Below are 23,100 nucleotides of genomic sequence, written 5' to 3' on the forward strand. Positions count from 1 at the left end.
CAATTAGTTAGTGCTTCATTAGAATTCGGGAGCCGTTTTTCCAGCAACCATGTCGTAACTTCCGTCTGATACCGGGGTTAAGGTCTCGACATCAGAGGCCAGTTCATCCAGGTATTCATCATCGTTTTCGTCTTTCATATATTACCCCTTCTTATTTTTGGTTTCTGTTTACTACACAAAAGAGCAGTGGTGTTTAATTTATGAATGGAGATGGCTGTAAGAATAACCAGTCGGATTAATTAAGTGTCTTGTATGCCAGCAAGAAGCTTGGTGGCTCTTATATAAAAGCCCCTAATATTCTGTGAGTCAAATAAAAAATGAAATTTCAGAAATTTCCTAGGGTTTTTGTTTTTTTGTAAGAATGGTCCCACTTTGAAAGATAACTCCTACGTACATGTAGGAAGGGGAGGTTATGCAAATGTAGTCGATTATTTTTGAGTCCCGGAATTTGTTTTATTTTTTTGCTTGCAAAAAACGAATTAATTGCTGGGTCGTTATAGCAAAGCTCTATTAGCCAAGTTTTAAGAATTTTTAAACCGTTACGTCGTGCGGATATTTTTGTGTTGCTCTCTCATGACTCGCCTGTCGAATATGAGGTTTATCCAGACTGGCGAGCGGCATGCACTCGACAGTTCGCCAGCCGCACCAGCAAATTCGAGTCCTACTTCTTGGACTGTAAAAAGCCCAATCCGATCGGCTTCTGCAACCGATACCCAGGTTCCAATTCATGTACTAAGTAAGTGCTTTAACAGCCAATGAGACATATAGATGGAGGAGGGCTTGTCCCTCCCACATTGGGTCTTCAGTGCGCTTACAAGCGTTCCAGTAGTTCCCGGGCGCGGTTGCCGAAGATATCCAGCAGGTTGGCCAACATATGCGGCGGCGGTTCATCGGCACGGGTCAGGGCGTACAGGGTGGTGGCCGTTGAGGCGCCCAACGCCGTGAACGGATCGATCACGGTCAGGCCGGCGCCCGATTCGACCATGGCGCGGGCCAGGGAATAGGTTTGCACCGAGATGGTCACGCGCGGTGGCGGCTCGACGTTTTCCAGGTAGCTGTCGAGTTTGGCCGCCAACGGGTCGGCGCTGGACAGACCAATCAGCGGTGCCCCCGCCAGGTCAGCCAGTGGTAAGGGGGTGTGCATTTGTGCGTCGGGCCAATAGCCCTTTGAGGCCAATGCCACCAGCACACCGTTGGCCAGCACCTGTGTGGTCAACCCTGGATGCCCGGAGAAATTGAGGGTCAGCGCCAGGTCGATCTCGCGCATCAACAGTTTCTGCACCAGCTCGCGACTATGGTCGCTGGACAGCTCGCAGGCGATGTCCGGGTATTCGCGTTTCCATTCCAGAATCGCCGGTGGCAGCAGCGACAGCGCCAACGCCGGAATAGCCCCGATCCGCACGCTTTGCTCAGGTGCACGGCGCAAACTCTTGGCCAGGCGTCGCACGCCTTGCAGGCTCTCGGTGACTTTCTCGACTTCGCGTTCCAGCGCCAGGGCTTCAGGTGTTGGCTGCAATTTACCGCGCACCCGCAGAAACAGCGGGAAGCCTAACTGTAATTCGGCGTGTTGCAATACTTTGGTCACCGCCGGTTGCGAGACGTGCAGCAACTGCGCAGCAGCGCTGACGGAGCCGGTCTGGCGGATGGCCTGGAAGATTTCGATATGACGCAAGCGCATGGCAGGTTCATAACCTTTGTTTATAGGTGACCCATCTTTATTCATTGTCGGTGGCCTGTCACCTGCCCCTAGGCTTGGCCTCTCTTAATCAACGGTCGGGGGCTGGCATGGCCAAGCAGGTTTGCATCATCGGCGGCGGGGTCATCGGCTTGGCGAGCGCCTATGCGCTGGTGCGCGCCGGCCATGAGGTGACAGTGATCGACGCACGCGACGCCTTGGGTCGCGAGACGAGTTTCGCCAATGGCGGGCAATTGTCCTACCGCTATGTTGCGCCGCTGGCGGATGCCGGGGTGCCGCTGCAAGCGATTGGCTGGCTGCTGCGGGGGGATTCGCCGTTGAAGCTGCGCCCGCGCCTGGACCCCCAGCAATGGCGCTGGATGGCGGCGTTCCTGCGTGCTTGCCGTGGCTCGGTGAACAAGCGCAATGCGGCCCACCTGCTGCGCCTGGCTTCCCTGAGCCAGGACACCTTGCAGCAATGGCGCGAGGATGATCGCCTGGAGGGCTTCAACTGGCGTCGCAACGGCAAGCTGGTGACGTTTCGTCATGCCGCCAGCTTCGAGCATGCGCGCGGCAAGGTCGCCGATATCCTCCAACAACAGGTGCTGTCGGCCACGGATTGCGCGCGCGTGGAACCGGCGCTGGCCGAGGGTGATTTTGTCGGCGGTATCTACACACCGAATGAGGAAGTGGCCGATTGTCATGCCTTCTGCCAGCGCCTGGCAGCGCGGCTTGATGCGTCGGGGCGTTGCCGCTTTTTGTTGGGCCGCAAGGTCACCGCGATTCGCCATGCCGGCGGCGTGGTGCAGGCCATCGAGGTGGGCGATGAGGTGATGCCGGTGGAGCACCTGGTGCTGGCCGCCGGGCATCGCAGCGCTGAACTGGGCTTGCCAGGGTTGTCGCTGCCCCTTTATCCGCTGAAGGGCTACAGCCTTAGCGTGCCGATTGGCGCGCAGCACCAGGCGCCGAAGGTGAGCATCACGGACTACGACCGCAAGATGGTCTACGCGCGTATTGGCGAGCAACTGCGGGTGGCGGCCATGGTGGATATCGTCGGCTTCGACGCCGGCCTTGAGCCCAAGCGCCTGGCGCTGATGAAGCGCCAGGCGCTCGAGACATTTCCTATGGCCGGCGACTATGCCCAGGCGATTGAATGGGCCGGCATGCGCCCGGCCACGCCAACCGGCGTGCCGCTGATTGGCGCCAGTGCCTACCGCAACCTGTGGCTGAACCTGGGCCACGGCGCCCTCGGCTTTACCCTGGCATGCGGCAGCGGCCAATTGCTGGCCGAGCTGATCGACCAACACCTTCCTTCCATTGATATGCAGGGCCTGGCGCCCCGCGCCGCTTGAGGATGCACCGATGACCATCAACCGAATCAGCAGCAATGAGCGTCTCTCGGGTGCCGTGACCTACAAGGACCTGGTATTCCTCTCCGGCCAGGTGCCGGGAGACGCCCAGGATGTGGCGGGCCAGACTCGCGAGGTGCTGGCCAAGATCGATGCGCTGCTGGCTGAAGCAGGCAGCGACAAGGATCATCTGCTCAACGCGACCATCTACCTGAAGGATATCGCGCAAGGGTTTGCGCCGATGAACACGGAGTGGTCCGCGTGGCTTTCGCCAGGCATGGCGCCTACCCGAACCACCCTGCAAGCGGAACTGGCACGCCCTGACGTGCTGGTGGAAATCAGCGTGATTGCAGTACGTCAGTAACTCAAAGACCAACGGAGCATAACAATGAGAACAATCCTGTTGACCGGTTGCACCCTGGGGCTTTTGTTCGGCGCACAGGTTCAGGCGAACGAACCGGCGCTGGGCGGCACGCTGAGCAAGATCGCCAGTGCCAAGTCCATCACCCTGGGGTACCGCGACGCCTCGGTGCCGTTTTCCTATGTGGGTGACCACAGCGGCAAACCCATGGGCTATTCGGTGGACCTGGCGAGCAAGATCGTCGAGCGCGTGCAGCAGAAAACCGGGGTTGCCGACCTCAACGTGAAGTACAACCTGGTGACCTCCCAGACCCGTATCCCGCTGGTACAGAACGGCACCGTCGACCTGGAATGCGGCTCCACCGGGGTGACCGCCGAGCGGCAGAAGCAGGTGGCGTTTTCCTATGGGTTTATCTACGTGAAGGGCCAATTGCTGACCGCCAAGGACAGCGGCATCAACGGTTTTGACGACCTCAAGGGCAAGAACGTGGTCACCACCGCCGGCACCACCAATGAGCGCTTTCTCAAGAGCTACAACGCCGAGCACAAGAGCAATATGTTCGTGATCAGCGCCAAGGACCATGGCGAGGCGTTCAAGATGCTCGAGACCGGCCGCGCAGTGGCGTTCTATATGGACGACGCATTGCTTTATGGCGAGCGGGCCAAGGCCAAGGACCCGCACAACTGGGTCGTGGTAGGCAAAGAGCAATCGCGGGAAATCTACAGCTGCATGGTGCGCAAGGATGATCCGCAGTTTCTCGCGGTGGTCAACGAAACGCTGGGGGACTTGTACCGCTCGGGGGAGATCAATGGGATTTACCAGCGCTGGTTTGAACAGCCGATTCCGCCCAAGGGCTTGAACCTGGAATTCCCGATGACCAGTGAGCTGAAGGCGATCATTGCCAAGCCGGTCAGCGATCCGGTGGAGTGATCACCGCATCCAAATGTGGGAGGGGGCAAGCCCCCTCCCACATTTTTGATTGGGTTTGCAGTGGGGGGTTAGAAGTCGCCCCACAACTGCTGGGCGACCGCCAATGCGACCACTGGCGCGGTCTCGGTGCGCAACACGCGTGGGCCGAGGCGGGCGGCATGGAAGCCGGCGCCTTGGGCAGTGTCGACTTCGTTGTCGGTCAGCCCACCCTCCGGCCCGATCAAAAACGCCAGGCTCCCAGGCTTGGCATGGCTGATCATCGGCTCGGCCACCGGGTGCAGCACCAGCTTCAGGTCCGCCTCGACCTGCTTCAACCAGTCCGCCAGCAACAACGGTGGATGAATCACCGGCACCGTCGAACGCCCGCATTGCTCACAGGCGCTGATCGCCACCTGGCGCCAGTGCAGCAGGCGTTTGTCGGCGCGTTCGTCCTTGAGGCGCACTTCGCAACGCTCGCTGAAAATCGGCGTGATGGCGTTGACCCCCAGTTCGGTGGCTTTCTGGATCGCCCAATCCATTCGCTCGCCTCGGGATAAACCCTGACCGAGGTGGATATGCAGCGTCGATTCGCTCTGCCCGGCAAAGCTTTCGGTCAGTTGCACGGTGACGCGTTTTTTCCCGACCTCCAGCAGCGTGCCACGAAACTCCTGGCCGGAGCCGTCGAACAATTGCACGGCGTCACCTTCGCCCATGCGCAGCACGCGGCTGATGTAGTGCGCCTGGGCTTCCGGCAGTTCATGGTCGCCGAGGCTCAGCGGGGTGTCGGTGAAAAAACGGGACAGTCTCATTTCTGTTCTCTGGAAAAGTGTTCTGTAGGCGCGAGCTGGCTTGCTCCCGTTCGACTGCGCAGCAGTCGCCGGCTATTGGGGCGCTTCGCACCCCAGGGGGAGCAAGCGCCCTCGCCACAGGAAGCCGGCTCCTGCAGGGGCGCGGGATGATCAGCCCGGATCACGAAAACCTGGGTGGAAGTCCTTCGGCACCGCCACACTGACCTGGCTGTTGGTCGCGATATCGATGCCCTCGCTGGCGACTTCTGCCAGAAAGTCGATCTGCTCCGGCGTGATCACATAGGGCGGCAGGAAATACACCACGCTGCCCAGCGGCCGTAACAGCGCGCCACGTTCCAGGGCATGTTCGAACACCTTGAGGCCACGGCGTTCCTGCCACGGGTAGGCGGTCTTGGTGGCTTTGTCCTGGACCATCTCGATGGCCAGTACCATACCGGTCTGGCGCACTTCGGATACGTGCGGGTGGTCGACCAGGTGCGCGGTGGCGGTGGCCATGCGCTGGGCCAATGCCTTGTTGTTCTCGATGACGTTGTCTTCTTCGAAAATATCCAACGTCGCCAATGCTGCCGCGCACGCCAGCGGGTTGCCGGTGTAGCTGTGGGAATGCAGGAAGGCGCGCAGGGTCGGGTAGTCGTCGTAGAAGGCCGCGTAGACGTCTTCGGTGGTCACCACCGCCGCCAGCGGCAGGTAGCCACCCGTGAGGGCCTTGGACAGGCACAGGAAGTCCGGGCGGATGCCGGCCTGCTCACAGGCAAACATGCTGCCGGTGCGACCGAAGCCCACGGCGATTTCGTCGTGGATCAGGTGCACGCCATAGCGGTCGCAGGCTTCGCGCAGCAGCTTGAGGTACACCGGGTGGTACATGCGCATGCCACCCGCGCCCTGGATCAGCGGCTCGACGATCACGGCGGCGACGGTGTCATGGTTGTCCGCCAGGGTCTGCTCCATGGCCAGGAACATGGTGCGCGAGTGTTCTTCCCAGCTCATGCCGGCGGGGCGCAGGTAGCAATCCGGGCTGGGCACCTTGATCGTGTCCAGCAGCAGCGCCTTGTAGGTCTCGGTAAACAGCGGCACGTCGCCCACCGACATCGCGGCGATGGTTTCGCCGTGATAGCTGTTGGTCAGGGTCACGAAGCGCTTTTTATTCGGCAGGCCGCGATTGAGCCAATAGTGAAAGCTCATCTTCAGGGCGACTTCGATACACGACGAACCATTGTCGGCATAGAAGCAGCGGGTCAGGCCTTCGGGCGTCATCGCGACCAGGCGTTCGGACAGTTCGATCACCGGCTGGTGGCTGAAGCCGGCGAGGATCACGTGTTCCAACTGGTCGACCTGGTCCTTGATGCGCTGGTTGATGCGCGGGTTGGCGTGACCGAAGACGTTGACCCACCAGGAGCTGACGGCGTCGAGATAGCGCTTGCCTTCGAAGTCTTCCAGCCACACGCCTTCACCGCGCTTGATCGGGATCAGCGGCAGTTGCTGGTGGTCTTTCATCTGGGTGCAGGGATGCCACAGCACCGCGAGGTCGCGTTGCATCCACTGGTTGTTCAAGCCCATCGGGTTATCTCCTCGAAGCGGTCCTGCAACTGGCGCAGGTGAAACAATCGCGCAAGCCTATGCAATGGGCGGGTTTGTCACAACCTGTTATGTATGAATTGGCAGTAAACGCAGGACGGTCTGTCACGTTTCTTCTGGATAGTCCTTAATCCTTGGTTAATTTACTCTTCATACCCTCAAGATCGTATTTCTCGATATTTCAAAGCAAAATTTTCCGCTTTAATTCGATAGGTAAATCGCTAGTCTTGGGCACAGTTCTTACGGGATTAAGTACATGCAGCTACGTAACTCTCCGGCCCGATACGGCTGGGTCAGTATGATTTTGCACTGGGGCGTGGCCCTGGTGGTGTTTGGCCTGTTCGCCCTGGGCTTGTGGATGGTCGGGCTCGACTACTACAGCGCCTGGCGCAAAGACGCGCCGGACCTGCACAAGAGTATTGGCATCACACTGTTCGCCATCATGCTGGTGCGTATCGTCTGGCGTTTGATCAGCCCGCCGCCACCACCGTTGGCCAGCTACAGCCGCTTGACTCGTATCGGCGCCGCGTTTGGCCACGCGTTCCTGTATATCGGCCTGTTTGCCGTGATGATTGCCGGTTACCTGATTTCCACCGCAGACGGTGTCGGTATCCCGGTGTTTGGCCTGTTCGACATTCCTGCCGTGGTTTCCGGTCTACCGGACCAGGCGGACACCGCTGGCGTGGTGCACCTGTACCTCGCCTGGGTGTTGGTGGTCTTTGCCGGCTTGCACGGCGTGGCTGCTTTGAAACACCACTTTATCGATCGTGATGCGACCCTTAAGCGAATGCTGGGGCGCAAAGCCTGATGTTCAACCTCGACTCACAAGGAATAGAAAGCATGTTGAAAAAGACACTCGCCGCGCTGGCAATCGGTTCTGCTCTGCTGTCGGCAGGCCAGGTGATGGCCGCTGATTATGTTGTCGACAAAGAAGGCCAGCACGCCTTCGTTGATTTCAAGATCAGCCACCTGGGCTACAGCTACATCACCGGTACCTTCAAGGATCTGGACGGCAAGTTCAGCTTCGATGCCGCCAAGCCTGAAGACAGCAAGATTGAGTTCAATGTCCGTACCGCCAGCGTGTTCACCAACCACGCCGAACGTGACAAGCACATCTCCAGCAAAGACTTCCTGGACGTGGGCAAGTTTGCCGATGCCAAGTTCGTCTCCACCAGTGTTAAAACCACCGGTAAAAATGCTGCAGGCCAAGTCACTGCTGACGTGACCGGCGACCTGACGTTTCACGGTGTGACCAAGCCGATCGTCGTCAAGGCAACTTTCCTGGGTGAAGGCAAGGACCCATGGGGCGGCTACCGTGCTGGCTTTGAAGGCACCACCAGCTTCAATCGCCAGGACTTCGGCAAGCAGATGGACCTGGGCCCAGCGTCCAACACGGTTGAACTGTACGTCACGTTTGAAGGTGTGAAAGCGAAGTAATTTTCGCCTCGCATACAAAAATGCCCCGCATCTTTGGATGCGGGGCATTTTTTATGGTGCTTTGAAACTCAGCGGTTGCGGGTCAGCAGCGCTGGTTTTTCACCACGAGGACGGCCTGGCAGTTGATCCAACTGCTCCGGTGTCGGGAAGCGGTCGGCTTTCGACTCCTTGTGGATGATCTTTGGCGCCGGGCCACCGCGTGGGTTCTGCACGGCGGGTTCGGACAAGCGTGGCTGGTCGTCACGGGCCGGGCGGCGGTTGTTGCTGCGCGAATCTTCGCGACGCGCCTGGCCATCACGGGGTGCGCCATTGCGCGGGCCGCTGCGCTTGGCCGGTGGTGTGCCGGTGGTGCCGCCGCTGCTGTTGCGAGGGCCGTTCTGACGACCGCCCTGCGGCTGGCCGCCACGTGGAGCACCAGCGCCAGCACCTTGTGCCGGTGCGCCTGGACGACGGCCACGGCCCTGGGCCGGTTTGGCCTGGGGTACGTAGTCGACGCGGTTACCGAAGTTATCCACGTCGTCATCGAGGAACTCGTCCGGGGCACGATCGGATGCGGCGCGTGGTGGCTGGCTCGGCTGGCGCTGTTCGCGGGCCGGGGTGCCTTCACGGGGTTTCTGCTCGCGGGCCGGGCGTTCGCCACGGCCGTTGGTTGGCGCTTTTTCCTTGCCGCCCTTGTCCTTGCCCTTGTCACGACGGCCACCGCCACCACCGCCGCCGTTCGGGCCATCGCCCTTCGGACCGCGTGGGTTGCGTGGGTTACGCACGTCCGGACGCTCGCGTACTTCAGGCTTTTCAGCCTCGACGGCGCTGGCATCGAAGCCCATCAGGTCGCCATCGGCGATTTTCTGCTTGGTCATGCGCTCGATGCTTTTCAGCAGTTTTTCTTCGTCCGGTGCGACCAGGGAAATGGCCTCGCCCGAACGACCGGCGCGGCCGGTACGGCCGATACGGTGCACATAGTCTTCGTCGACGTTTGGCAGTTCGAAGTTGACCACGTGGGGCAACTGGTCGATATCCAGGCCGCGCGCGGCGATATCGGTGGCTACCAGGATGCGTACTTCACCGGCCTTGAAGTCGGCCAGGGCCTTGGTACGCGCGTTCTGGCTCTTGTTGCCGTGGATGGCGACGGCGGTCAGGCCGTGCTTGTCCAGGTACTCGGCCAGGCGGTTGGCGCCGTGCTTGGTGCGGGTGAACACCAGGACCTGTTCCCACGCGCCGTGGGTGATCAGATGCGCCAGCAACGAACGCTTGTGGCTGGCGGCCAGGCGGAACACGCGCTGCTCGATACGCTCGACCGTGGTGTTCGGCGGCGTGACTTCGATACGTTCCGGGTTGTGCAGCAGCTTACCGGCCAGGGCGGTGATGTCGTTGGAGAACGTTGCCGAGAACAGCAGGTTCTGACGTTTGGCCGGCAGGCGGGCGAGGACCTTCTTCACGTCATGGACAAAGCCCATGTCGAGCATGCGGTCGGCTTCGTCCAGCACGAGGATTTCCACGTGGGACAAATCGACGCTGCCTTGGCCGCACAGGTCAAGCAAGCGACCTGGGCAGGCGACCAGCACGTCGACACCGCGGGACATGGCCTGAACCTGTGGGTTCATGCCGACGCCGCCGAAGATGCAGGCGCTGACGAACTTCAGGTCGCGGGCATACAGCTTGAAGCTGTCATGCACCTGGGCGGCGAGTTCGCGGGTAGGGGTCAGGACCAGGACGCGCGGTTGGCGCGGGCCGTGACGCTGGGATTTGTCCGGATGACCGTTGGGGAACAACCGCTCCAGAATCGGGAGGGCGAAGCCGCCGGTTTTACCAGTACCTGTCTGAGCCGCAACCATCAGGTCGCGACCTTGCAACACGGCGGGAATGGCCCGCTGTTGCACCGGAGTAGGCTCGGTATAGCCCGCTGCCTCGATGGCGCGGACTAAAGCCTCGGAGAGACCGAGGGAAGCAAAGGACATGAGTAATCCTGTTTTAGTTAGGGCTTGGCCCAAAGGGATAATCTTGCCGGGCGTGAATGGCGCTTAGGGGAGCGCAATCCCGTCCGGTCCTGCTGCGTCTGGCGGGCACTCCACCGGCTCGCGCGGGCTTGAAAGCTGCGCAGTAGCGGGGTTGGGTGCCTTTTTCAAGACCTCAGCGGCCGGGCGTAAGCCTGGCGGGAAGGCCGGAGTATAACAGAGCAATCACCGCGCGCTGCTTTCCTGCTGCTCAACGGTGCGTTCAGGTGCCGTAATGGCAGCGTTTTTGGCATGGAGGCCGCCGTATTTGGCGCTCAGGGCAGTGTAGGCCGGCTCTTGTTTGAAGCGTTTGAGCTCAGCGGCAAAGCGTTGCACCAGCAGGTCCATGCCCGCGCCACGGCGCACGGCGAGGAATTGCTGTTGGCGGCTGACCACCAGGGGGGCCTGGCTGACCTTGTCCTCCAGGCCCAGTTGCTTGATCACATGCTGACCCACTCGGCTGTCGGTGATCAGCAGATCGATGCGCCCCAGCAACAATTTGCCGAAGTTGGCTTCATGGCTGGGAGCCGGTTCGCGGGTGAACAGGCTGGAGTCGGTGAATTCGGTGCCATACAGATAGCCCGGCGAGGTGCCGACCGTCCGGCCGCGCAGGTCATCGAGGGTCTGGGCCGGATAAGGGCGTTCGTTGGCGTAGAACAATACGAATTCCACTTCCGACAGGGGCTCGCTGGGATACAGCAGCAGTGCGTCGCGGTCGTGGCTGTGGAAAATATCCAGCGCGCCGTCGGCATGGCCCTGTTCGAGCATGGCCAGGCAGCGCTTCCAGGGCAGGAATTGCCATTCAACATCGACGCCCAGGCGCTGGAACACGATCACCGTGGTTTCGTAGTCCAGCCCGCGCATGGCACCGTTATCGTCGTACACATAGGGCGCCCATGGCTCGGTGACAATGCGCAGTTTCTCGCCATGAGCGGCCAGGCTCAGGCAAGTCAAGAGGGCAACGGTCAACAGCTTGGGGATGACGGACATACCCGGAGGTTACGACGCTCCTGCGCTAAAGAGAAGCTCTGGCGCAAGCTTCTGCGGGCGCTGCTACTTGGCCGGCGAGGTCATCAAGTGTTCGTAGATCGCGGCGCGTCGAGTGCCGAGAATCAGGCGTACCACCGGGTTGGCGAACCAATGCTCCAGCTGGTGGGCATCGATCGGGCGTTTCTGCCGCTCTTCCTGGTTCTGCCGGGCCTTGTCCCACCAAACCGGGCCGCAAGCCTGGTCGAATTCGTTCTCATGCTCGTAGCAGCCATAGAGGATTTCGCGGATGAACTGCTGCTGGTGCTTGGGCAAAAGCAGGGTGATCAGCTTGTACATCAGGCGCTGCACGCGAGGCGGGCGCGGCAGGTGCGCCGAGACCTGGCGAGTATCGGCCAGGGCCAGCGAGCTGGTGGGGGCGGCTGCGTGCTTGGCGATCCACGCCTTGACCTTGGCGCGAAACAGTTGCTTGCGGCTCCAGTAATGGTGGATCAGGTCCGGGCACTCGCGCACGTTGACGGTGCGGTAGGCGGCGATCGACAGGCAGAACTCTTCCAGGGTGTAGGCGCCCTGGGCGTGGGGGAACAGTTCGTCCATCAACGCAATGGAGCGATCGAGGATATGCGCGTCCTGTTGCGTCAGGCCCATGACCCCGGAGTTGAGGGTCATCATGTCATCGTCGGCCACGCCCATGTCCAGCAGGCGCTGGTGCAGCGCGGTGTAGAGGACGCTTTCGTGGTTATCGCCATACCGGGTGTAGAACGCGTTGCACAACAGCGTGCCGGGTTGCACGCGCTCGAACAGGTCCATGGGTGAATGGTGGAAGAAGGTGTCGGTGTCGATCAGGATCGCCAGCGGCGACTCTTCCAGCACTTGGCGCAGCGCCACGTGCTTGGTGCGGAAATGATAGCCGTGGGGCTCGCTCCAGCGTTTGCGCGTGGCCTCGTCCAGCGTGCGCACCCGCACCGGCAGCAGGCGATAGGGCTGTGGGTTGTCGCTGAATACCTGGATGTCCACGGCGGCGTCCGGGGTTTCCTGCAGAAACGCCAGTGCGCTGGCGATACTGAATACCGCCTCCTGGTGGTAGGTCTCGGAGCCAAAGACCAGGTAGACCAGTTGCGGGCGGGAAGTCGTGGGCGCTGTATTCATGAACTGCTGGGTTCCGTAGGCATGTAAAACGACAAAGGCCCTCGTAGAAACGAGGGCCTTGGCACAGCCGGACAAGCTTTAGCGTGGCAGCTTGAGGTTGTTCCAGATGGCAAGGCTGGGTTCAGCCTGGTTCAGGGTATAGAAGTGCAACCCTGGCGCGCCACCTTGCAACAATTGTTCACACATCTCGCTGATAACCTGTTCGCCGAACGCCTGGATGCTCTTGACGTCGTCGCCATAGGCTTCCAGTTGCTTGCGTACCCAGCGTGGAATCTCGGCACCGCAGGCGTCGGAAAAACGCGCGAGCTTGCTGTAGTTGGTGATCGGCATGATGCCGGGCACGATCGGGATGTTCACACCCATGGCCCGTACACGCTCGACGAAGTAGAAGTAGCTGTCGGCGTTGAAGAAGTACTGGGTGATCGCACTGTCGGCGCCAGCGTTGGCCTTGCGCACGAAATTCTGCAGATCATCTTCGAAATTGCGCGCCTGAGGGTGCATCTCCGGGTAAGCCGCCACTTCGATATGGAAGTGATCGCCGCTTTCCTCGCGGATGAAGCTCACCAGGTCATTGGCGTGGCGCAGCTCACCGCTGGCCATGCCCATGCCGGAGGGCAGGTCGCCACGCAGGGCGACGATACGCTTGATGCCGGCTTGCTGGTATTGGGTCAGCAGGCTGCGCAGGTCGGCCTTGCTGTCGCCCACGCACGACAAGTGCGGGGCGGCGGGAACTTTGACTTCGCTTTCCAGCTGCAACACGGTGTTGATCGTACGATCACGGGTCGAGCCGCCGGCGCCGTAGGTGCAGGAAAAGAAGTCGGGGTTGTAGCTGGCCAACTGCTTGGCAGTCGCCATCAGTTTTTCATGCCCAGCATCGGTCTTGGTGGGGAAGAACTCGAAGCTGTAGCGACGGTCTTGGGACATGGTCATACCCTTTGAAACTCAGAAGCGTGCAACCCACCTGCACTGTAGGAGCGAGCTTGCTCGCGAAGAACGTCAACGATAACGCGTGCATTCAGGATGAACGCGGTGCCTTTGAGTTTTTCGCGAGCAAGCTCGCTCCTACAGGTACAGCAGGTCGGGCTGGTTACTTAGTAGCGGTAAGCGTGCGGCTTGAACGGACCTTCGACGGTCACGCCGATGTAGTCGGCCTGGGTCTTGGTCAGTTGAGTCACCACGCCGCCGAAGCCGCGGACCATTTCCAGGGCCACTTCTTCGTCGAGTTTCTTCGGCAGTACTTCCACGGTCAGGCGCTCGGCTTTCTGGGCTGGCGACAGGTCGGCGTACTTCTGGCCGAACAGGAAGATCTGCGCCAGTACCTGGTTGGCGAACGAGCCGTCCATGATGCGGCTTGGGTGGCCGGTGGCGTTGCCCAGGTTAACCAGGCGGCCTTCAGCCAGCAGGATCAGGTAGTCGTCGTTCTGTGGGTCGAAAGCGCCAGCGCCGGTACGGTGAACCTTGTGTACCTGTGGCTTCACTTCTTCCCATGCCCAGTTCTTGCGCATGAAAGCGGTGTCGATCTCGTTGTCGAAGTGACCGATGTTGCACACCACGGCGCGCTTTTTCAGGGCCTTGAGCATGTTCGAATCACAAACATTCACGTTGCCGGTGGTGGTCACGATCAGGTCGATCTTGCCCAGCAGGGCCTTGTCGATGCTCGCTTCGGTGCCGTCATTGACGCCATCGATGAACGGCGAAACCACTTCGAAACCGTCCATGCAGGCTTGCATGGCGCAGATCGGGTCGACTTCGGAAACCTTGACGATCATGCCTTCCTGACGCAGGGACTGGGACGAACCCTTGCCCACGTCACCGTAGCCGATCACCAGGGCTTGCTTGCCCGACAGCAGGTGGTCGGTGCCGCGCTTGATGGCATCGTTCAGGCTGTGACGGCAGCCGTACTTGTTGTCGTTCTTGCTCTTGGTCACCGAGTCGTTGACGTTGATGGCCGGGATTTTCAGCTCGCCCTTGGCCAGCATGTCCAGCAGGCGGTGCACGCCAGTGGTGGTTTCTTCGGTCACGCCGTGGACGCGGTCGAGGATCTGCGGGTACTTCGTGTGCAGCAGCGCGGTCAGGTCGCCGCCGTCGTCGAGGATCATGTTGGCATCCCATGGCGCGCCATCTTTCAGGATGGTTTGCTCCAGGCACCACTCGTACTCTTCTTCGGTCTCGCCTTTCCAGGCGAATACCGGGATACCGGCGGCGGCGATGGCGGCAGCGGCCTGGTCCTGGGTCGAGAAGATGTTGCAGGACGACCAACGCACTTCGGCACCCAGGGCAACCAGGGTTTCGATCAGCACGGCGGTCTGGATGGTCATGTGGATGCAGCCGAGAATCTTCGCGCCCTTGAGCGGCTGCTCAGCGGCGTACTTGCGACGCAGGCCCATCAGGGCTGGCATTTCGGATTCGGCGATAAAGGTTTCGCGACGACCCCAGGCGGCGAGGGACATGTCGGCGACTTTGTAGTCGGTGAAATCTGCAGGCGTAATTACAGCGCTCATGAAGAGCCTCCATTCGTAGTGTGCGAATGGGCGCCGTTGTGCGTTTAGTATCAGGCCAGGACAACCAGGCCGGACAACGCCCCATCCGAGCCTGACAGGCCTAGCCTGCTGCAGCGCCCCTCGGACAGGTGGCGGGAGAACGGTATCAACTGAAGATGACCGTTTTGAAGCGGGGGCGATTATAGCCGTGTACGCGGCACTTCCCAAGCCTTTCTGTCGACGACATGAAGATCGCTCATCGGCTTGATAGGCAATGGCGCATAGAGCTTGGGGGCAGGCTCTGCCATGATGTTGCCCATCATTTCGCCACGCGCTTTGGAGTGACCATGAACTTTCACACCCGCAAATGGGTAAAACCTGAAGACCTCAACCCCAACGGCACCCTGTTCGGCGGTAGCCTGCTGCGCTGGATCGACGAAGAAGCAGCCATCTACGCGATTGTCCAGCTGGGCAACCAGCGTGTGGTGACCAAGTACATCTCCGAAATCAACTTTGTCAGCGCCTCGCGCCAGGGCGACATCATCGAATTGGGCATCACCGCCACCGAGTTCGGCCGCACCTCCATTACCCTGACCTGCGAAGTGCGTAACAAGATCACCCGCAAAAGCATCCTGACCGTGGAAAAAATGGTCTTCGTCAACCTCGGCGAGGACGGTTTACCCGCGCCCCATGGCCGTACCGAGATCAAGTACGTCAAGGACCAATTCCAGGAAGACGGCATCAAGAATTAATCCTGCGGGTGGCAGTGAACGCTCTTGATAGGCGATAGGTCGTACCTGAACACCGCCCCCTCGTTCAGGTATCACCATGGCCACCCAAGAAGACGGCAAGACCCCCAACCTGTCGCAGGAAGAACAGCACGACGTCGACAAAAACCAACCGCCCCGCGCAGCGGTGCTGCACGAAATCATCCGTACCCAGGGCGACCAGGAGCTGGAGCGAAGTGTCGCTGCCTTGTGGTGGTCGGCGCTGGCCGCCGGGTTGACCATGGGGCTGTCGTTGATGGCCATGGGGCTACTCAATTCCCGCCTGCCGGACGGCGAGGCGTTCAAGGTGATCGCCAGCTTCGGTTACTGTGCGGGCTTTCTGGCGGTGATTCTTGCACGCCAGCAGTTGTTCACCGAAAACACCCTGACCGCGGTGTTGCCGGTGATGAGCAAACCTACATTGGCCAACGCCGGACGCTTGTTGAGGTTGTGGAGCGTGGTGCTGGTGGGCAACCTGTGCGGCACTCTGCTGGTGGCCTACGTGATGCTGCACCTGCCGATCTTCGATACCAAGACCGACCATGCTTTCCTTGAAATCGGGCGCAAGATCATGGAAAACGATGCCGGCCAGATGTTTGCCAAAGGCATTGTTTCCGGTTGGATGATCGCGACCATGGTGTGGATGATTCCGTCCATGGAAAGCGCCAAGATGTGGATCATCATCCTGATCACCTACCTGATGGCCTTGGGCGATTTCACTCACATCGTCGTGGGCTCGGCCGAGGTGTCCTACCTGGTGTTCGCCGGTGAGCTGCCGTGGAAGGATTTCTGGCTGGTCTTCGCCGGGCCGACCCTGGCCGGCAATATCATTGGCGGCAGCTTCATCTTTGCGCTGATCAGCCATGCGCAGATTCGCAGTGAAAGCAGTTTGCCGGGCAAAAAGGCTGCGGACCCCAGGCATCCGCAGCAGATTGACAAGGGTCAGTGAGTGTCGGGCGTGGCCTGGGGTTCGCCCTCGGTCACGCGCTTGACCAGCTTGCCGATGCTCAGTCCCTGCAACAGGATCGACGACAGCACCACAATGTAGGTGATGCTCAGCAGCAGGTCGCGCTCCGGGCCCAACGGCAGGGCCAGCGCCAGCGCCACCGAAACCCCACCGCGCAGCCCGCCCCATGTCAGGATGCGAATAGTCCCGCGAGGTACCGTGCGCCAGCGCCGTAGCAGCAGGATCGCCGGGGCCACTGTCAGCAGGCGCGACAGCAGGATCGCCACCGCCAGCAAGCTGGCCGCGAACACATGCAGCCAGTTGAACGGCAACAGCAACAACTCCATGCCGATCAACGCGAACAGCAGGGCGTTGAGCATGTCGTCGAGCAACTCCCAGAAACCGTCCAGGTAGCGCCGGGTCATATCGTTCATCGCCAGCTTGCGGCCCAGGTTGCCGATGATCAGGCCTGCCACCACCATCGCAATCGGTGCCGAGACGTGCAGTTCGGTGGCCATCGCCGAGCCACCGATCACCAATGCCAGGGTCAGCATCACTTCGATCTGGTGCTGTTCGATGCTCTTGATCATCAGGTAGATCAGGTAACCGATCAGCCCGCCAAACACCACGCCGCCGATTGCCTCATGGGCGAACAGCATCGCGGTGGCGCCCACGGTGGGCGTCTCGCCCAACTGTGCGATACCCAGCAATACGGTAAACACCACTACGGCTGTACCGTCGTTGAACAGCGACTCGCCGACGATCGTGGTTTTCAGTGGTTTCGACGCATTGGCGGTACGCAGCACGCCCAGCACCGCAATCGGGTCGGTGGGCGAGATCAGCGCGCCGAACAGCAGGCAGTAGAGGAAACTCACGTGCCAGCCGAACAGGGCGAAGATGTAGTACGCCAGGCTGCCGATCACCCCGGTGGCGATCAGCACGCCAAAGGTCGCCAACAGGCCGATGGGCCAACGGTAGCTGCGCAGGTCGTTGAGGTTCACGTGCAAGGCGCCGGCGAACAGCAGGAACGACAGCATCCAGTTCATCAGCAGGTCGCCGAAGTCGATCTGGCCAATCAACTGCTGGATACGTTCCTCCAGGCCCGGGTAGCCGAGCACGCTCAGGCCTTGCAGGATCAGCGAAAACAGCAGGGCGGTGACCATCACGCCAATGGTGGGCGGCAGGCCGATAAAACGGAAGTTCACATAGGTGAGCAGGGTGGTGAGGCAAATGAAGGCGGCGACAAGTTCAAGCATCCGGGGTCCTTGGGGAGGTGGGAGAGGGGATTCAACTGGGCAGATGCAGGCGCGACAGGTGCGCCGAGGCGGCGTTTAGTATAAACAGGCGTTGATACATCACGAATCAATTAAGGAGATTGCATTGGTAGCGACAGCTCTGGTGCTGGTAGCGGCGCTGTTGCATGCGACCTGGAACACCTTGATCAAGTTCAGCGGCGAGCGCCTGCTTGTGATCGCTTGCATGGACACTGTGGCCTTGCTGTTTGTGGTGCTGGCGGTGGGGTTTGTGTCGGTGCCGCCGCTGGACATCTGGCCGTGGATCATCGCCTCGGCGCTGTTTGAGCTGCTCTACCGTTATCTGCTGATTCAAGCTTATCGCGTCGGCGACCTGGGGCTGGTCTATCCGCTGATGCGTGGCCTGTCGCCCCTGGTGGTACTGGCGTTGACTCTGGTGTTCGCCGGTGAAGTGCTGAGCACCCAGCAAATCCTCGGCATCCTGCTGATCCCGTTCGGCATGCTGTGCCTGCTATGGCAGGGCGGTGGTGGCGACCGTTTGCCCTGGTCGATGTTGCCGGTAGTGGCGCTGATCGGCCTGTGCATTGGCTGCTATACCTTCCTGGACGGCCAGGCATTGCGGCGCTGGTCACACCCGCTGGATTACCTGGTGTGGCTGACGCTGATCAGCGCCTGGCCATTCCCGTTGCTGGCGGTGGTACGCAAGCGCGCGGCGTTCAACCTGTTTTGGCGCACCCAATGGCGGCTGGGGTTGAGCGTGGGGTTCTGCGTATTGTTGAGCTACGCTCTGGTGCTCTGGGCCATGCAGTTGGGCTCGATTGCCGAGGCTGCCGCGCTGCGGGAAGTCAGCGTGATCCTGGTGGTGTTGTTCGGCATGCGTTATCTGAAAGAACCTTTCGGCCGGCCACGGCTCATAGCCTGTGGGTTGGTGCTGATCGGCATGTTCGTGATGAAGCTCTAACCGTCGGATAAAACCAAAAAAGGAATGAGTGATGACAGCGGCTTTCTGGTGTGTGTTGATTGCAATCTTTCTGCCGTACCTGTGCACGGGCGTCGCCAAGTTCAGTGGCGGCAAGTTCGGCCTCAGGCAGAACCACGACCCGCGCGCTTTCCTCGATACCCTCGAAGGCTTTGCCAAGCGTGCTCACAGTGCGCAACTCAACAGCTTTGAAGTGACCCCGGCGTTTGCCGCGGCGGTGATCATTGCGCACATCGCCGGTACGGCGTCGCTGGTGACCATCAACGTGTTGGCGGTGCTGTTTATCACCAGCCGCCTGCTGTACATCATCTGCTACCTGGCGGACTGGGCGATATTGCGTTCGTTGGTGTGGACGGTGGGCATGGTGCTGATTGCGAGTTTCTTCTTCGTCTCGATCTGACCTGGCTTCGCGGGAGCACGCTTGTTCCCGCTGGCGTGCGTAGCGCTCCCAAAACCGCTGGGGCCGCTACGCAGCCCAACGGGAGGCCACAACGGCCGGTTTCATCGTTGACGGTCAGTGGCTGTCAGCTGCCGGCGGGCGCATCCGGTACCTGCGGTAACGCTGCGCCTTTGGGCCACAGCATCCAGATCTGCCCCTGCTGCTTCATGTTGCCGGCCAGCTCGCCCGCGGCATCGCCCGTGCCCCAGAACAAGTCTGCCCGCACCTCGCCGGTAATGGCGCCGCCCGTGTCCTGGGCCGCCACGGGCCTTGTGATCGGTGAGCCATCGGGCTTGGTGGTCGACAGCCACAACAGGCTACCGAGTGGGATCACCTTGCGATCCACCGCCACGCTGTAGCCGGCGGTCAATGGCACATTCAGCGAGCCGCGTGGGCCTTCGTTGCTGTCGGGGCGGGCGCTGAAGAAGACATAGCTGGGGTTGCTCGCCAGCAGCTCGGGAATGCGCTGCGGGTGTGCCTTGGCCCAAGCGCTGATGGCGCCCATGGTCACGTCTTCTTTTTTCAGTTCGCCTTGTTCCACCAGCCAGCGGCCGATAGGGCGATAGGGGTAGCCGTTCTGGTCGCCGTAGCCGACGCGTAGTTGACGACCGCCGGCCAGCTGGATACGGCCGGAGCCCTGGATCTGCAGGAATTGCAGGTCCATCGGGTTGGTCAGCCAGGCGATCGGCTTGGCGCTGGAGCCTTGGCCATTGATCGTGCTGGCATCGTCATAGGGCTTGAGCACGCGACCTTCGAGGCGGCCGCGCAGGCGCTTGCCCTTGAGTTCGGGGTAAATGCTTTCCAGGTTGACGATGATCAGGTCATCCGGCACGCCGTACACCGGCACATGGGCGCTGGCGGTCTGGGTCAGGCTGCCGGGGTAGACCGGTTCGTAGTAGCCGGTGATCAGGCCGTTCGGGCTATTGTCCGCCGAGCGCAGGCCGAACACATCCAGGCGCTCCTTGAGGAAGCCGCGGATTGCCACGGCATCACCCGGCACTGCGGCCGCCGCCGTGCACGTGGCGCCCCACACAGGGTCGGCCTTGAGACGCTGGCAGGCGCTGCGCCAGGATTCAAACCCGGCCAGCAGGTCGCTGTCGGACACCGCCGGCAACGCTTCCCACGGTGCGTTCACGTAGGTGGCTATGGCATGGGGTTTTACGGTTTCATCTTTGCCGGCATCTTTGCCCGCGTCGCAGCCGGCCAGCAGCGCGATCATCGGTAGAGCCCACGCCAGGCGGCGGCTCCAGGGTTTCAAGGTGACATTCATAGGGGTAATTCCTGAAGCGATTGCCTGCGCCATCGCGCGTTGGGGCAACCCTTATTATTAATAGGGCTATTGGTCTTTTCGGGCGGGGCGAGGATACTGGCCGCCGTTTTCCGTGACCGTGAGCCACCATGACTTTTAAAAAATTGACGGTTGTATTGCTGGCCTGCCTGGCCTTGTCTGCCTGTGGCGGTGTTGACCCCAACTCCCCCCTGGGCCAGCGCAAGGCGATCTTCAAGCAGATGCTCAAAACCGGCGAAGACCTGGGCGGCATGTTGCGTGGGCGCATCCCGTTCGACGGCGCAAAGTTCGCCGAAGGGGCGGTCAAGCTCGATGCCCTGTCCCATGAGCCCTGGAAGCATTTTCCGAGTGTGCGCGAAGAAGATCACACCAGCGCAAAGGACGATGTCTGGCAGCAGCAGGCACGTTTCCAGGAGCTGGCGCGCAACCTTGAAGCGGCCACCGGTGAATTGGTGATCGCCAGCCAGGTGCAGCCTTACAAGGCCGCCAACCTGGGGCCGGCGGTGCAGAAAGTTGAAGATGCCTGCAGCGCTTGCCATAAACAGTTCCGAGACCACTGACCGATTTTACTGGTCGAGCTCTTCCACGGCGTCCTGCAGGTCTTTGCGTGACTGGGCAAGCTTGTCCTTGCGCTTGTTGATCTTGTCCGCGTCACCCTTTTTCATCGCTTTGTCGAGGTCGGCCTGACGACGGCTGACTTCGTGCTTGGCGTCGAGCACCTTGTTTTCGCGTTCCTTCTTCAAGGCGGCGTCATTGCAGTTGGCGGTGACTTCAGCCAGGGCTTTTTCCAGGCCGGCCTGTTGTTCGCTGTTGCCATGGGCCTTGGCCTGTTCGATCTGGGTGCTGATGGCCTGGCGCTTGGCGGCGCAGCCGGTCAGGGGTTGCGTGTCTTCGGCCGCCAGCGATGGCGTGGCCATGAAGCTTGCGACGGTCAACAGGGCAAGGGGGGCTAGAAATTTCATGTGGAGCTCCAAGGTCGCAATCGGATGGCAGGGTGAATTCTGCCGTGGTTCAAAGGTGGCCGGGCCGGTTCAAAACCCGTCTATCCCGGCCACGCGGAGTGTCTCAGCCAACGCCTGGACTTGTGGGTCGTGAAAAAAAGCGCTCAATTGCGCTGCGCGACCCGGGCCAATGCCATCGATGGCCTGCCAGGCTTGGGTGTCCCGGGCGACCAGCGTCTGCCAGCCGCCTTCCAGGTTATTGCGTGCCACGGGCGGTACACCCAGGGCTTTGAGCCATTGCGCGAAAGGCCGTTGCCGCGCGCTGCGAATGCTGTCGAGCAGTCGCGCACGGCTGCGATCGCCGAAGCCATCAATGTTAGCAAGCTCTGCCGCATCCAGGGTTAACCAATCGAGAAAGCCAGCGATTAGACCGGCCTGGATCAATACGTTCCAGGTCTCGCGGCCCAAATGCGGTAACGCCAGGCCCTGGTTGCCGCTCAGCCAGGTCAGGCGCGCGAGCAATTGTTCTTCGCAGCCGGGGTCGAGTTGCCAGCAGCTCAGCGCGTGAAAATCCCGGGGATGGGGCACGGCCATGGCGACTCGGGTTTCGTTGCGCAGGATGACCTCGTCCAAGCGTGGGATCACTTGGCCGGCGAGGCTGATGGAAACCTGGTCGCCGGGGCGGATGTCCAGCGCTTGCCAGCGTTTCAGGGAGCCGACGCTGACCCGGCTGATCTGCCGGTCGTCCAGCCGCACCGGCTCGAGTTCCAGCAACGGCGTGATGCGCCCGGTGCGGCCGATCTTGAACTGCACGTTGCGCACCAGCGCCAGGGCCTTGGCTGCGGGGTATTTCCAGGCGACTGCCCAGTAAGGCGTGCTGACCTGCCAGCGTTCGGCGGGGGCGCGCACGGCCTGGTGCAACACCACGCCGTCGCTGGCGAACGGCAGTGGATGGGTATACCAGTGGGTGCGCCAATGGGCGGCTTCGGTGATGCTATCGACGGGGTGGCTGTAGTCTTGGCTGTCCGTGAACCCCCAGCGCGCCAGGGTAGCCAGACGTTCGGTAAAGTCCTCCGGACCCTCGGGCCAGGCCCAGACGAACAGGCCGATTCCGGCTGCATCGGCGTCGCTCAGCTGGCGACGGTTCATCAGCCCGGCCACTTTGCTGCGGGCATTGAGCCCACCCTGTGCCGATTGCACGTGGTCGTCGAGACGCCAGTAGAGCTCGCCCTGCAACACCAGGTCGATGGGTTCAGGCAAGCGTTGGACGATGGCCGGGATCCTGCTGGAAGAGGCTGACCAATCCTGGCCGAGTCGGCCGTCACCGCGGCTGATGACTTGGCTCAAGTGGCCCTGGCGGTACACCAGCGTGACGGCAACGCCGTCGACCTTGGGTTGAATCCAGACATCCTGGCGCACGCGCAACCATTCGCCAACGGCCTGTTCATCCAGCAGTTTTTCCAGGCCCGTATGGGCAGTCGGGTGCGGCACGGTGCCGCGTGAACTGGCCAGCGGTTTGTCTGTGGTCGCCGCGGAGGGGGAGACGCATTGGCGCCAGTTGGCCAGGCGCTGGCGGGCCTGGTCGTAGAGCTCATCGCTGATGGGCGAATGGCCGAGTCGATGGTAGCTGTCATCCCACAGGCGAATGTGTTCGGCGAGGGTATTGACCTGCGACCTGGCTTCATCAGGGCATTCATCTGCCCAACACAAAATGGGCAGAGCACTGACTAGAAGAGTGATCACTGAACGCATCATGAGCATCCTT

The 23,100-nt window shown here is 61.0% G+C and carries 22 protein-coding genes and 1 riboswitch; of the genes, 10 read left to right on the forward strand and 12 right to left on the reverse strand.

The window, feature by feature from the left end; translation table 11 throughout:
- Nucleotides 1-811 precede the first annotated feature (811 nt).
- The gene (locus QU606_RS02310; RefSeq protein WP_304998070.1) at nt 812-1,678 is read right to left on the reverse strand and encodes a LysR family transcriptional regulator; all 867 of its coding nucleotides are present in this window, start codon (nt 1,676-1,678) and stop codon (nt 812-814) included.
- Nucleotides 1,679-1,785: 107 nt separating this feature from the next.
- On the opposite strand from QU606_RS02310, the gene QU606_RS02315 reads away from it, so the two are divergent.
- The 3 genes from QU606_RS02315 to QU606_RS02325 are packed head-to-tail and all read left to right on the forward strand — an operon-like array spanning nt 1,786 to nt 4,315.
- Nucleotides 1,786-3,027 carry a D-amino acid dehydrogenase gene (locus QU606_RS02315; RefSeq protein ID WP_304998071.1) on the forward strand — a complete coding sequence of 414 codons (1,242 nt, stop codon included), beginning with the start codon at nt 1,786-1,788 and terminating at the stop codon, nt 3,025-3,027.
- Nucleotides 3,028-3,037: 10 nt separating this feature from the next.
- On the forward strand, nt 3,038-3,388 hold the full coding sequence (locus tag QU606_RS02320; RefSeq protein WP_024077871.1) for a RidA family protein: 351 nt from the start codon (nt 3,038-3,040) through the stop codon (nt 3,386-3,388).
- A 24-nt stretch (nt 3,389-3,412) separates the two neighbouring features.
- Complete coding sequence (locus QU606_RS02325; protein WP_024077870.1) at nt 3,413-4,315, forward strand: transporter substrate-binding domain-containing protein; 903 nt, start codon at nt 3,413-3,415, stop codon at nt 4,313-4,315.
- A gap of 68 nt (nt 4,316-4,383) precedes the next feature.
- On the opposite strand, the gene QU606_RS02330 is transcribed toward QU606_RS02325, so the two are convergent.
- The gene (locus tag QU606_RS02330) at nt 4,384-5,103 is read right to left on the reverse strand and encodes a 16S rRNA (uracil(1498)-N(3))-methyltransferase (RefSeq protein ID WP_024077869.1); all 720 of its coding nucleotides are present in this window, start codon (nt 5,101-5,103) and stop codon (nt 4,384-4,386) included.
- Nucleotides 5,104-5,253: 150 nt separating this feature from the next.
- Entirely contained in the window at nt 5,254-6,660 is a 1,407-nt protein-coding gene (locus QU606_RS02335; RefSeq protein WP_024077868.1) for an adenosylmethionine--8-amino-7-oxononanoate transaminase, read from the reverse strand.
- A 274-nt stretch (nt 6,661-6,934) separates the two neighbouring features.
- Here QU606_RS02335 and QU606_RS02340 point away from each other — a divergent pair, with 274 nt between their 5' ends.
- Both QU606_RS02340 and QU606_RS02345 read left to right on the forward strand, forming a co-directional pair.
- Nucleotides 6,935-7,486, forward strand: a complete 552-nt coding sequence (locus QU606_RS02340; protein WP_024077867.1) for a cytochrome b — start codon at nt 6,935-6,937, stop codon at nt 7,484-7,486.
- A 32-nt stretch (nt 7,487-7,518) separates the two neighbouring features.
- On the forward strand, nt 7,519-8,115 hold the full coding sequence (locus tag QU606_RS02345; protein WP_041161044.1) for a YceI family protein: 597 nt from the start codon (nt 7,519-7,521) through the stop codon (nt 8,113-8,115).
- Between the two features lie 68 nt (nt 8,116-8,183).
- On the opposite strand, the gene QU606_RS02350 is transcribed toward QU606_RS02345, so the two are convergent.
- The 5 genes from QU606_RS02350 to ahcY all read right to left on the reverse strand — a co-directional run bounded on the left by QU606_RS02350 (nt 8,184) and on the right by ahcY (nt 14,743).
- The gene (locus QU606_RS02350) at nt 8,184-10,070 is read right to left on the reverse strand and encodes a DEAD/DEAH box helicase (RefSeq protein WP_069077190.1); all 1,887 of its coding nucleotides are present in this window, start codon (nt 10,068-10,070) and stop codon (nt 8,184-8,186) included.
- A gap of 222 nt (nt 10,071-10,292) precedes the next feature.
- Nucleotides 10,293-11,096: an ABC transporter substrate-binding protein gene (locus QU606_RS02355; RefSeq protein WP_304998072.1), complete on the reverse strand. Its 804-nt coding sequence runs from the start codon at nt 11,094-11,096 to the stop codon at nt 10,293-10,295.
- A 63-nt stretch (nt 11,097-11,159) separates the two neighbouring features.
- On the reverse strand, nt 11,160-12,242 hold the full coding sequence (locus QU606_RS02360) for a hypothetical protein (protein WP_304998073.1): 1,083 nt from the start codon (nt 12,240-12,242) through the stop codon (nt 11,160-11,162).
- Nucleotides 12,243-12,320: 78 nt separating this feature from the next.
- Nucleotides 12,321-13,166, reverse strand: a complete 846-nt coding sequence (gene metF, locus QU606_RS02365; RefSeq protein ID WP_069077461.1) for a methylenetetrahydrofolate reductase [NAD(P)H] — start codon at nt 13,164-13,166, stop codon at nt 12,321-12,323.
- Between the two features lie 167 nt (nt 13,167-13,333).
- Nucleotides 13,334-14,743, reverse strand: coding sequence for an adenosylhomocysteinase (ahcY, locus tag QU606_RS02370; protein WP_069077187.1), 1,410 nt, complete (start codon nt 14,741-14,743; stop codon nt 13,334-13,336).
- Between the two features lie 21 nt (nt 14,744-14,764).
- A riboswitch (S-adenosyl-L-homocysteine riboswitch) is annotated at nt 14,765-14,871 on the reverse strand.
- A 198-nt stretch (nt 14,872-15,069) separates the two neighbouring features.
- Here ahcY and QU606_RS02375 point away from each other — a divergent pair.
- Together QU606_RS02375 and QU606_RS02380 are read left to right on the forward strand one after the other, a co-directional pair.
- Nucleotides 15,070-15,474: an acyl-CoA thioesterase gene (locus QU606_RS02375; RefSeq protein WP_041161043.1), complete on the forward strand. Its 405-nt coding sequence runs from the start codon at nt 15,070-15,072 to the stop codon at nt 15,472-15,474.
- Nucleotides 15,475-15,550: 76 nt separating this feature from the next.
- Nucleotides 15,551-16,438, forward strand: coding sequence for a formate/nitrite transporter family protein (locus QU606_RS02380; RefSeq protein WP_024077859.1), 888 nt, complete (start codon nt 15,551-15,553; stop codon nt 16,436-16,438).
- Here the strand turns inward: QU606_RS02380 and QU606_RS02385 are convergent.
- Nucleotides 16,432-17,691 carry a sodium:proton antiporter gene (locus QU606_RS02385; RefSeq protein WP_304998074.1) on the reverse strand — a complete coding sequence of 420 codons (1,260 nt, stop codon included), beginning with the start codon at nt 17,689-17,691 and terminating at the stop codon, nt 16,432-16,434. The two genes, QU606_RS02380 and QU606_RS02385, sit on opposite strands and share 7 nt — an antisense overlap.
- A gap of 124 nt (nt 17,692-17,815) precedes the next feature.
- On the opposite strand from QU606_RS02385, the gene QU606_RS02390 reads away from it, so the two are divergent.
- Together QU606_RS02390 and QU606_RS02395 are read left to right on the forward strand one after the other, a co-directional pair.
- Entirely contained in the window at nt 17,816-18,649 is an 834-nt protein-coding gene (locus QU606_RS02390) for an EamA family transporter (protein WP_024077857.1), read from the forward strand.
- Nucleotides 18,650-18,680: 31 nt separating this feature from the next.
- Nucleotides 18,681-19,067, forward strand: a complete 387-nt coding sequence (locus QU606_RS02395; RefSeq protein WP_024077856.1) for an MAPEG family protein — start codon at nt 18,681-18,683, stop codon at nt 19,065-19,067.
- A gap of 124 nt (nt 19,068-19,191) precedes the next feature.
- On the opposite strand, the gene QU606_RS02400 is transcribed toward QU606_RS02395, so the two are convergent.
- Nucleotides 19,192-20,376, reverse strand: coding sequence for a murein transglycosylase A (locus QU606_RS02400; RefSeq protein WP_102623702.1), 1,185 nt, complete (start codon nt 20,374-20,376; stop codon nt 19,192-19,194).
- A 128-nt stretch (nt 20,377-20,504) separates the two neighbouring features.
- Between QU606_RS02400 and QU606_RS02405 the strand changes: the two genes are divergently transcribed.
- A complete protein-coding gene (locus QU606_RS02405; protein WP_024077854.1) occupies nt 20,505-20,954 on the forward strand; it encodes a cytochrome c in 450 nt (149 codons plus the stop codon).
- Between the two features lie 6 nt (nt 20,955-20,960).
- Here the strand turns inward: QU606_RS02405 and QU606_RS02410 are convergent, their stop codons facing one another.
- A complete protein-coding gene (locus QU606_RS02410) occupies nt 20,961-21,356 on the reverse strand; it encodes a DUF1090 domain-containing protein (RefSeq protein WP_024077853.1) in 396 nt (131 codons plus the stop codon).
- Between the two features lie 69 nt (nt 21,357-21,425).
- Complete coding sequence (ligB, locus tag QU606_RS02415) at nt 21,426-23,087, reverse strand: NAD-dependent DNA ligase LigB (protein WP_370531083.1); 1,662 nt, start codon at nt 23,085-23,087, stop codon at nt 21,426-21,428.
- Nucleotides 23,088-23,100: the final 13 nt, after the last annotated feature.

It is taken from the genome of Pseudomonas sp. OVF7 (assembly GCF_030644265.1).
In the GTDB taxonomy this organism is placed as follows: Bacteria; Pseudomonadota; Gammaproteobacteria; order Pseudomonadales; family Pseudomonadaceae; genus Aquipseudomonas; species Aquipseudomonas gorinensis.

Coding starts and splice junctions, on each gene's coding strand:
- QU606_RS02310 (WP_304998070.1), bottom strand. CDS start 1,678: ATGCGCTTGCGTCATATCGAAATCTTCCAGGCCATCCGCCAGACCGGC.
- QU606_RS02315 (WP_304998071.1), top strand. CDS start 1,786: ATGGCCAAGCAGGTTTGCATCATCGGCGGCGGGGTCATCGGCTTGGCG.
- QU606_RS02320 (WP_024077871.1), top strand. CDS start 3,038: ATGACCATCAACCGAATCAGCAGCAATGAGCGTCTCTCGGGTGCCGTG.
- QU606_RS02325 (WP_024077870.1), top strand. CDS start 3,413: ATGAGAACAATCCTGTTGACCGGTTGCACCCTGGGGCTTTTGTTCGGC.
- QU606_RS02330 (WP_024077869.1), bottom strand. CDS start 5,103: ATGAGACTGTCCCGTTTTTTCACCGACACCCCGCTGAGCCTCGGCGAC.
- QU606_RS02335 (WP_024077868.1), bottom strand. CDS start 6,660: ATGGGCTTGAACAACCAGTGGATGCAACGCGACCTCGCGGTGCTGTGG.
- QU606_RS02340 (WP_024077867.1), top strand. CDS start 6,935: ATGCAGCTACGTAACTCTCCGGCCCGATACGGCTGGGTCAGTATGATT.
- QU606_RS02345 (WP_041161044.1), top strand. CDS start 7,519: ATGTTGAAAAAGACACTCGCCGCGCTGGCAATCGGTTCTGCTCTGCTG.
- QU606_RS02350 (WP_069077190.1), bottom strand. CDS start 10,070: ATGTCCTTTGCTTCCCTCGGTCTCTCCGAGGCTTTAGTCCGCGCCATC.
- QU606_RS02355 (WP_304998072.1), bottom strand. CDS start 11,096: ATGTCCGTCATCCCCAAGCTGTTGACCGTTGCCCTCTTGACTTGCCTG.
- QU606_RS02360 (WP_304998073.1), bottom strand. CDS start 12,242: ATGAATACAGCGCCCACGACTTCCCGCCCGCAACTGGTCTACCTGGTC.
- metF (WP_069077461.1), bottom strand. CDS start 13,166: ATGTCCCAAGACCGTCGCTACAGCTTCGAGTTCTTCCCCACCAAGACC.
- ahcY (WP_069077187.1), bottom strand. CDS start 14,743: ATGAGCGCTGTAATTACGCCTGCAGATTTCACCGACTACAAAGTCGCC.
- QU606_RS02375 (WP_041161043.1), top strand. CDS start 15,070: ATGAACTTTCACACCCGCAAATGGGTAAAACCTGAAGACCTCAACCCC.
- QU606_RS02380 (WP_024077859.1), top strand. CDS start 15,551: ATGGCCACCCAAGAAGACGGCAAGACCCCCAACCTGTCGCAGGAAGAA.
- QU606_RS02385 (WP_304998074.1), bottom strand. CDS start 17,691: ATGCTTGAACTTGTCGCCGCCTTCATTTGCCTCACCACCCTGCTCACC.
- QU606_RS02395 (WP_024077856.1), top strand. CDS start 18,681: ATGACAGCGGCTTTCTGGTGTGTGTTGATTGCAATCTTTCTGCCGTAC.
- QU606_RS02400 (WP_102623702.1), bottom strand. CDS start 20,376: ATGAATGTCACCTTGAAACCCTGGAGCCGCCGCCTGGCGTGGGCTCTA.
- QU606_RS02405 (WP_024077854.1), top strand. CDS start 20,505: ATGACTTTTAAAAAATTGACGGTTGTATTGCTGGCCTGCCTGGCCTTG.
- QU606_RS02410 (WP_024077853.1), bottom strand. CDS start 21,356: ATGAAATTTCTAGCCCCCCTTGCCCTGTTGACCGTCGCAAGCTTCATG.
- ligB (WP_370531083.1), bottom strand. CDS start 23,087: ATGCGTTCAGTGATCACTCTTCTAGTCAGTGCTCTGCCCATTTTGTGT.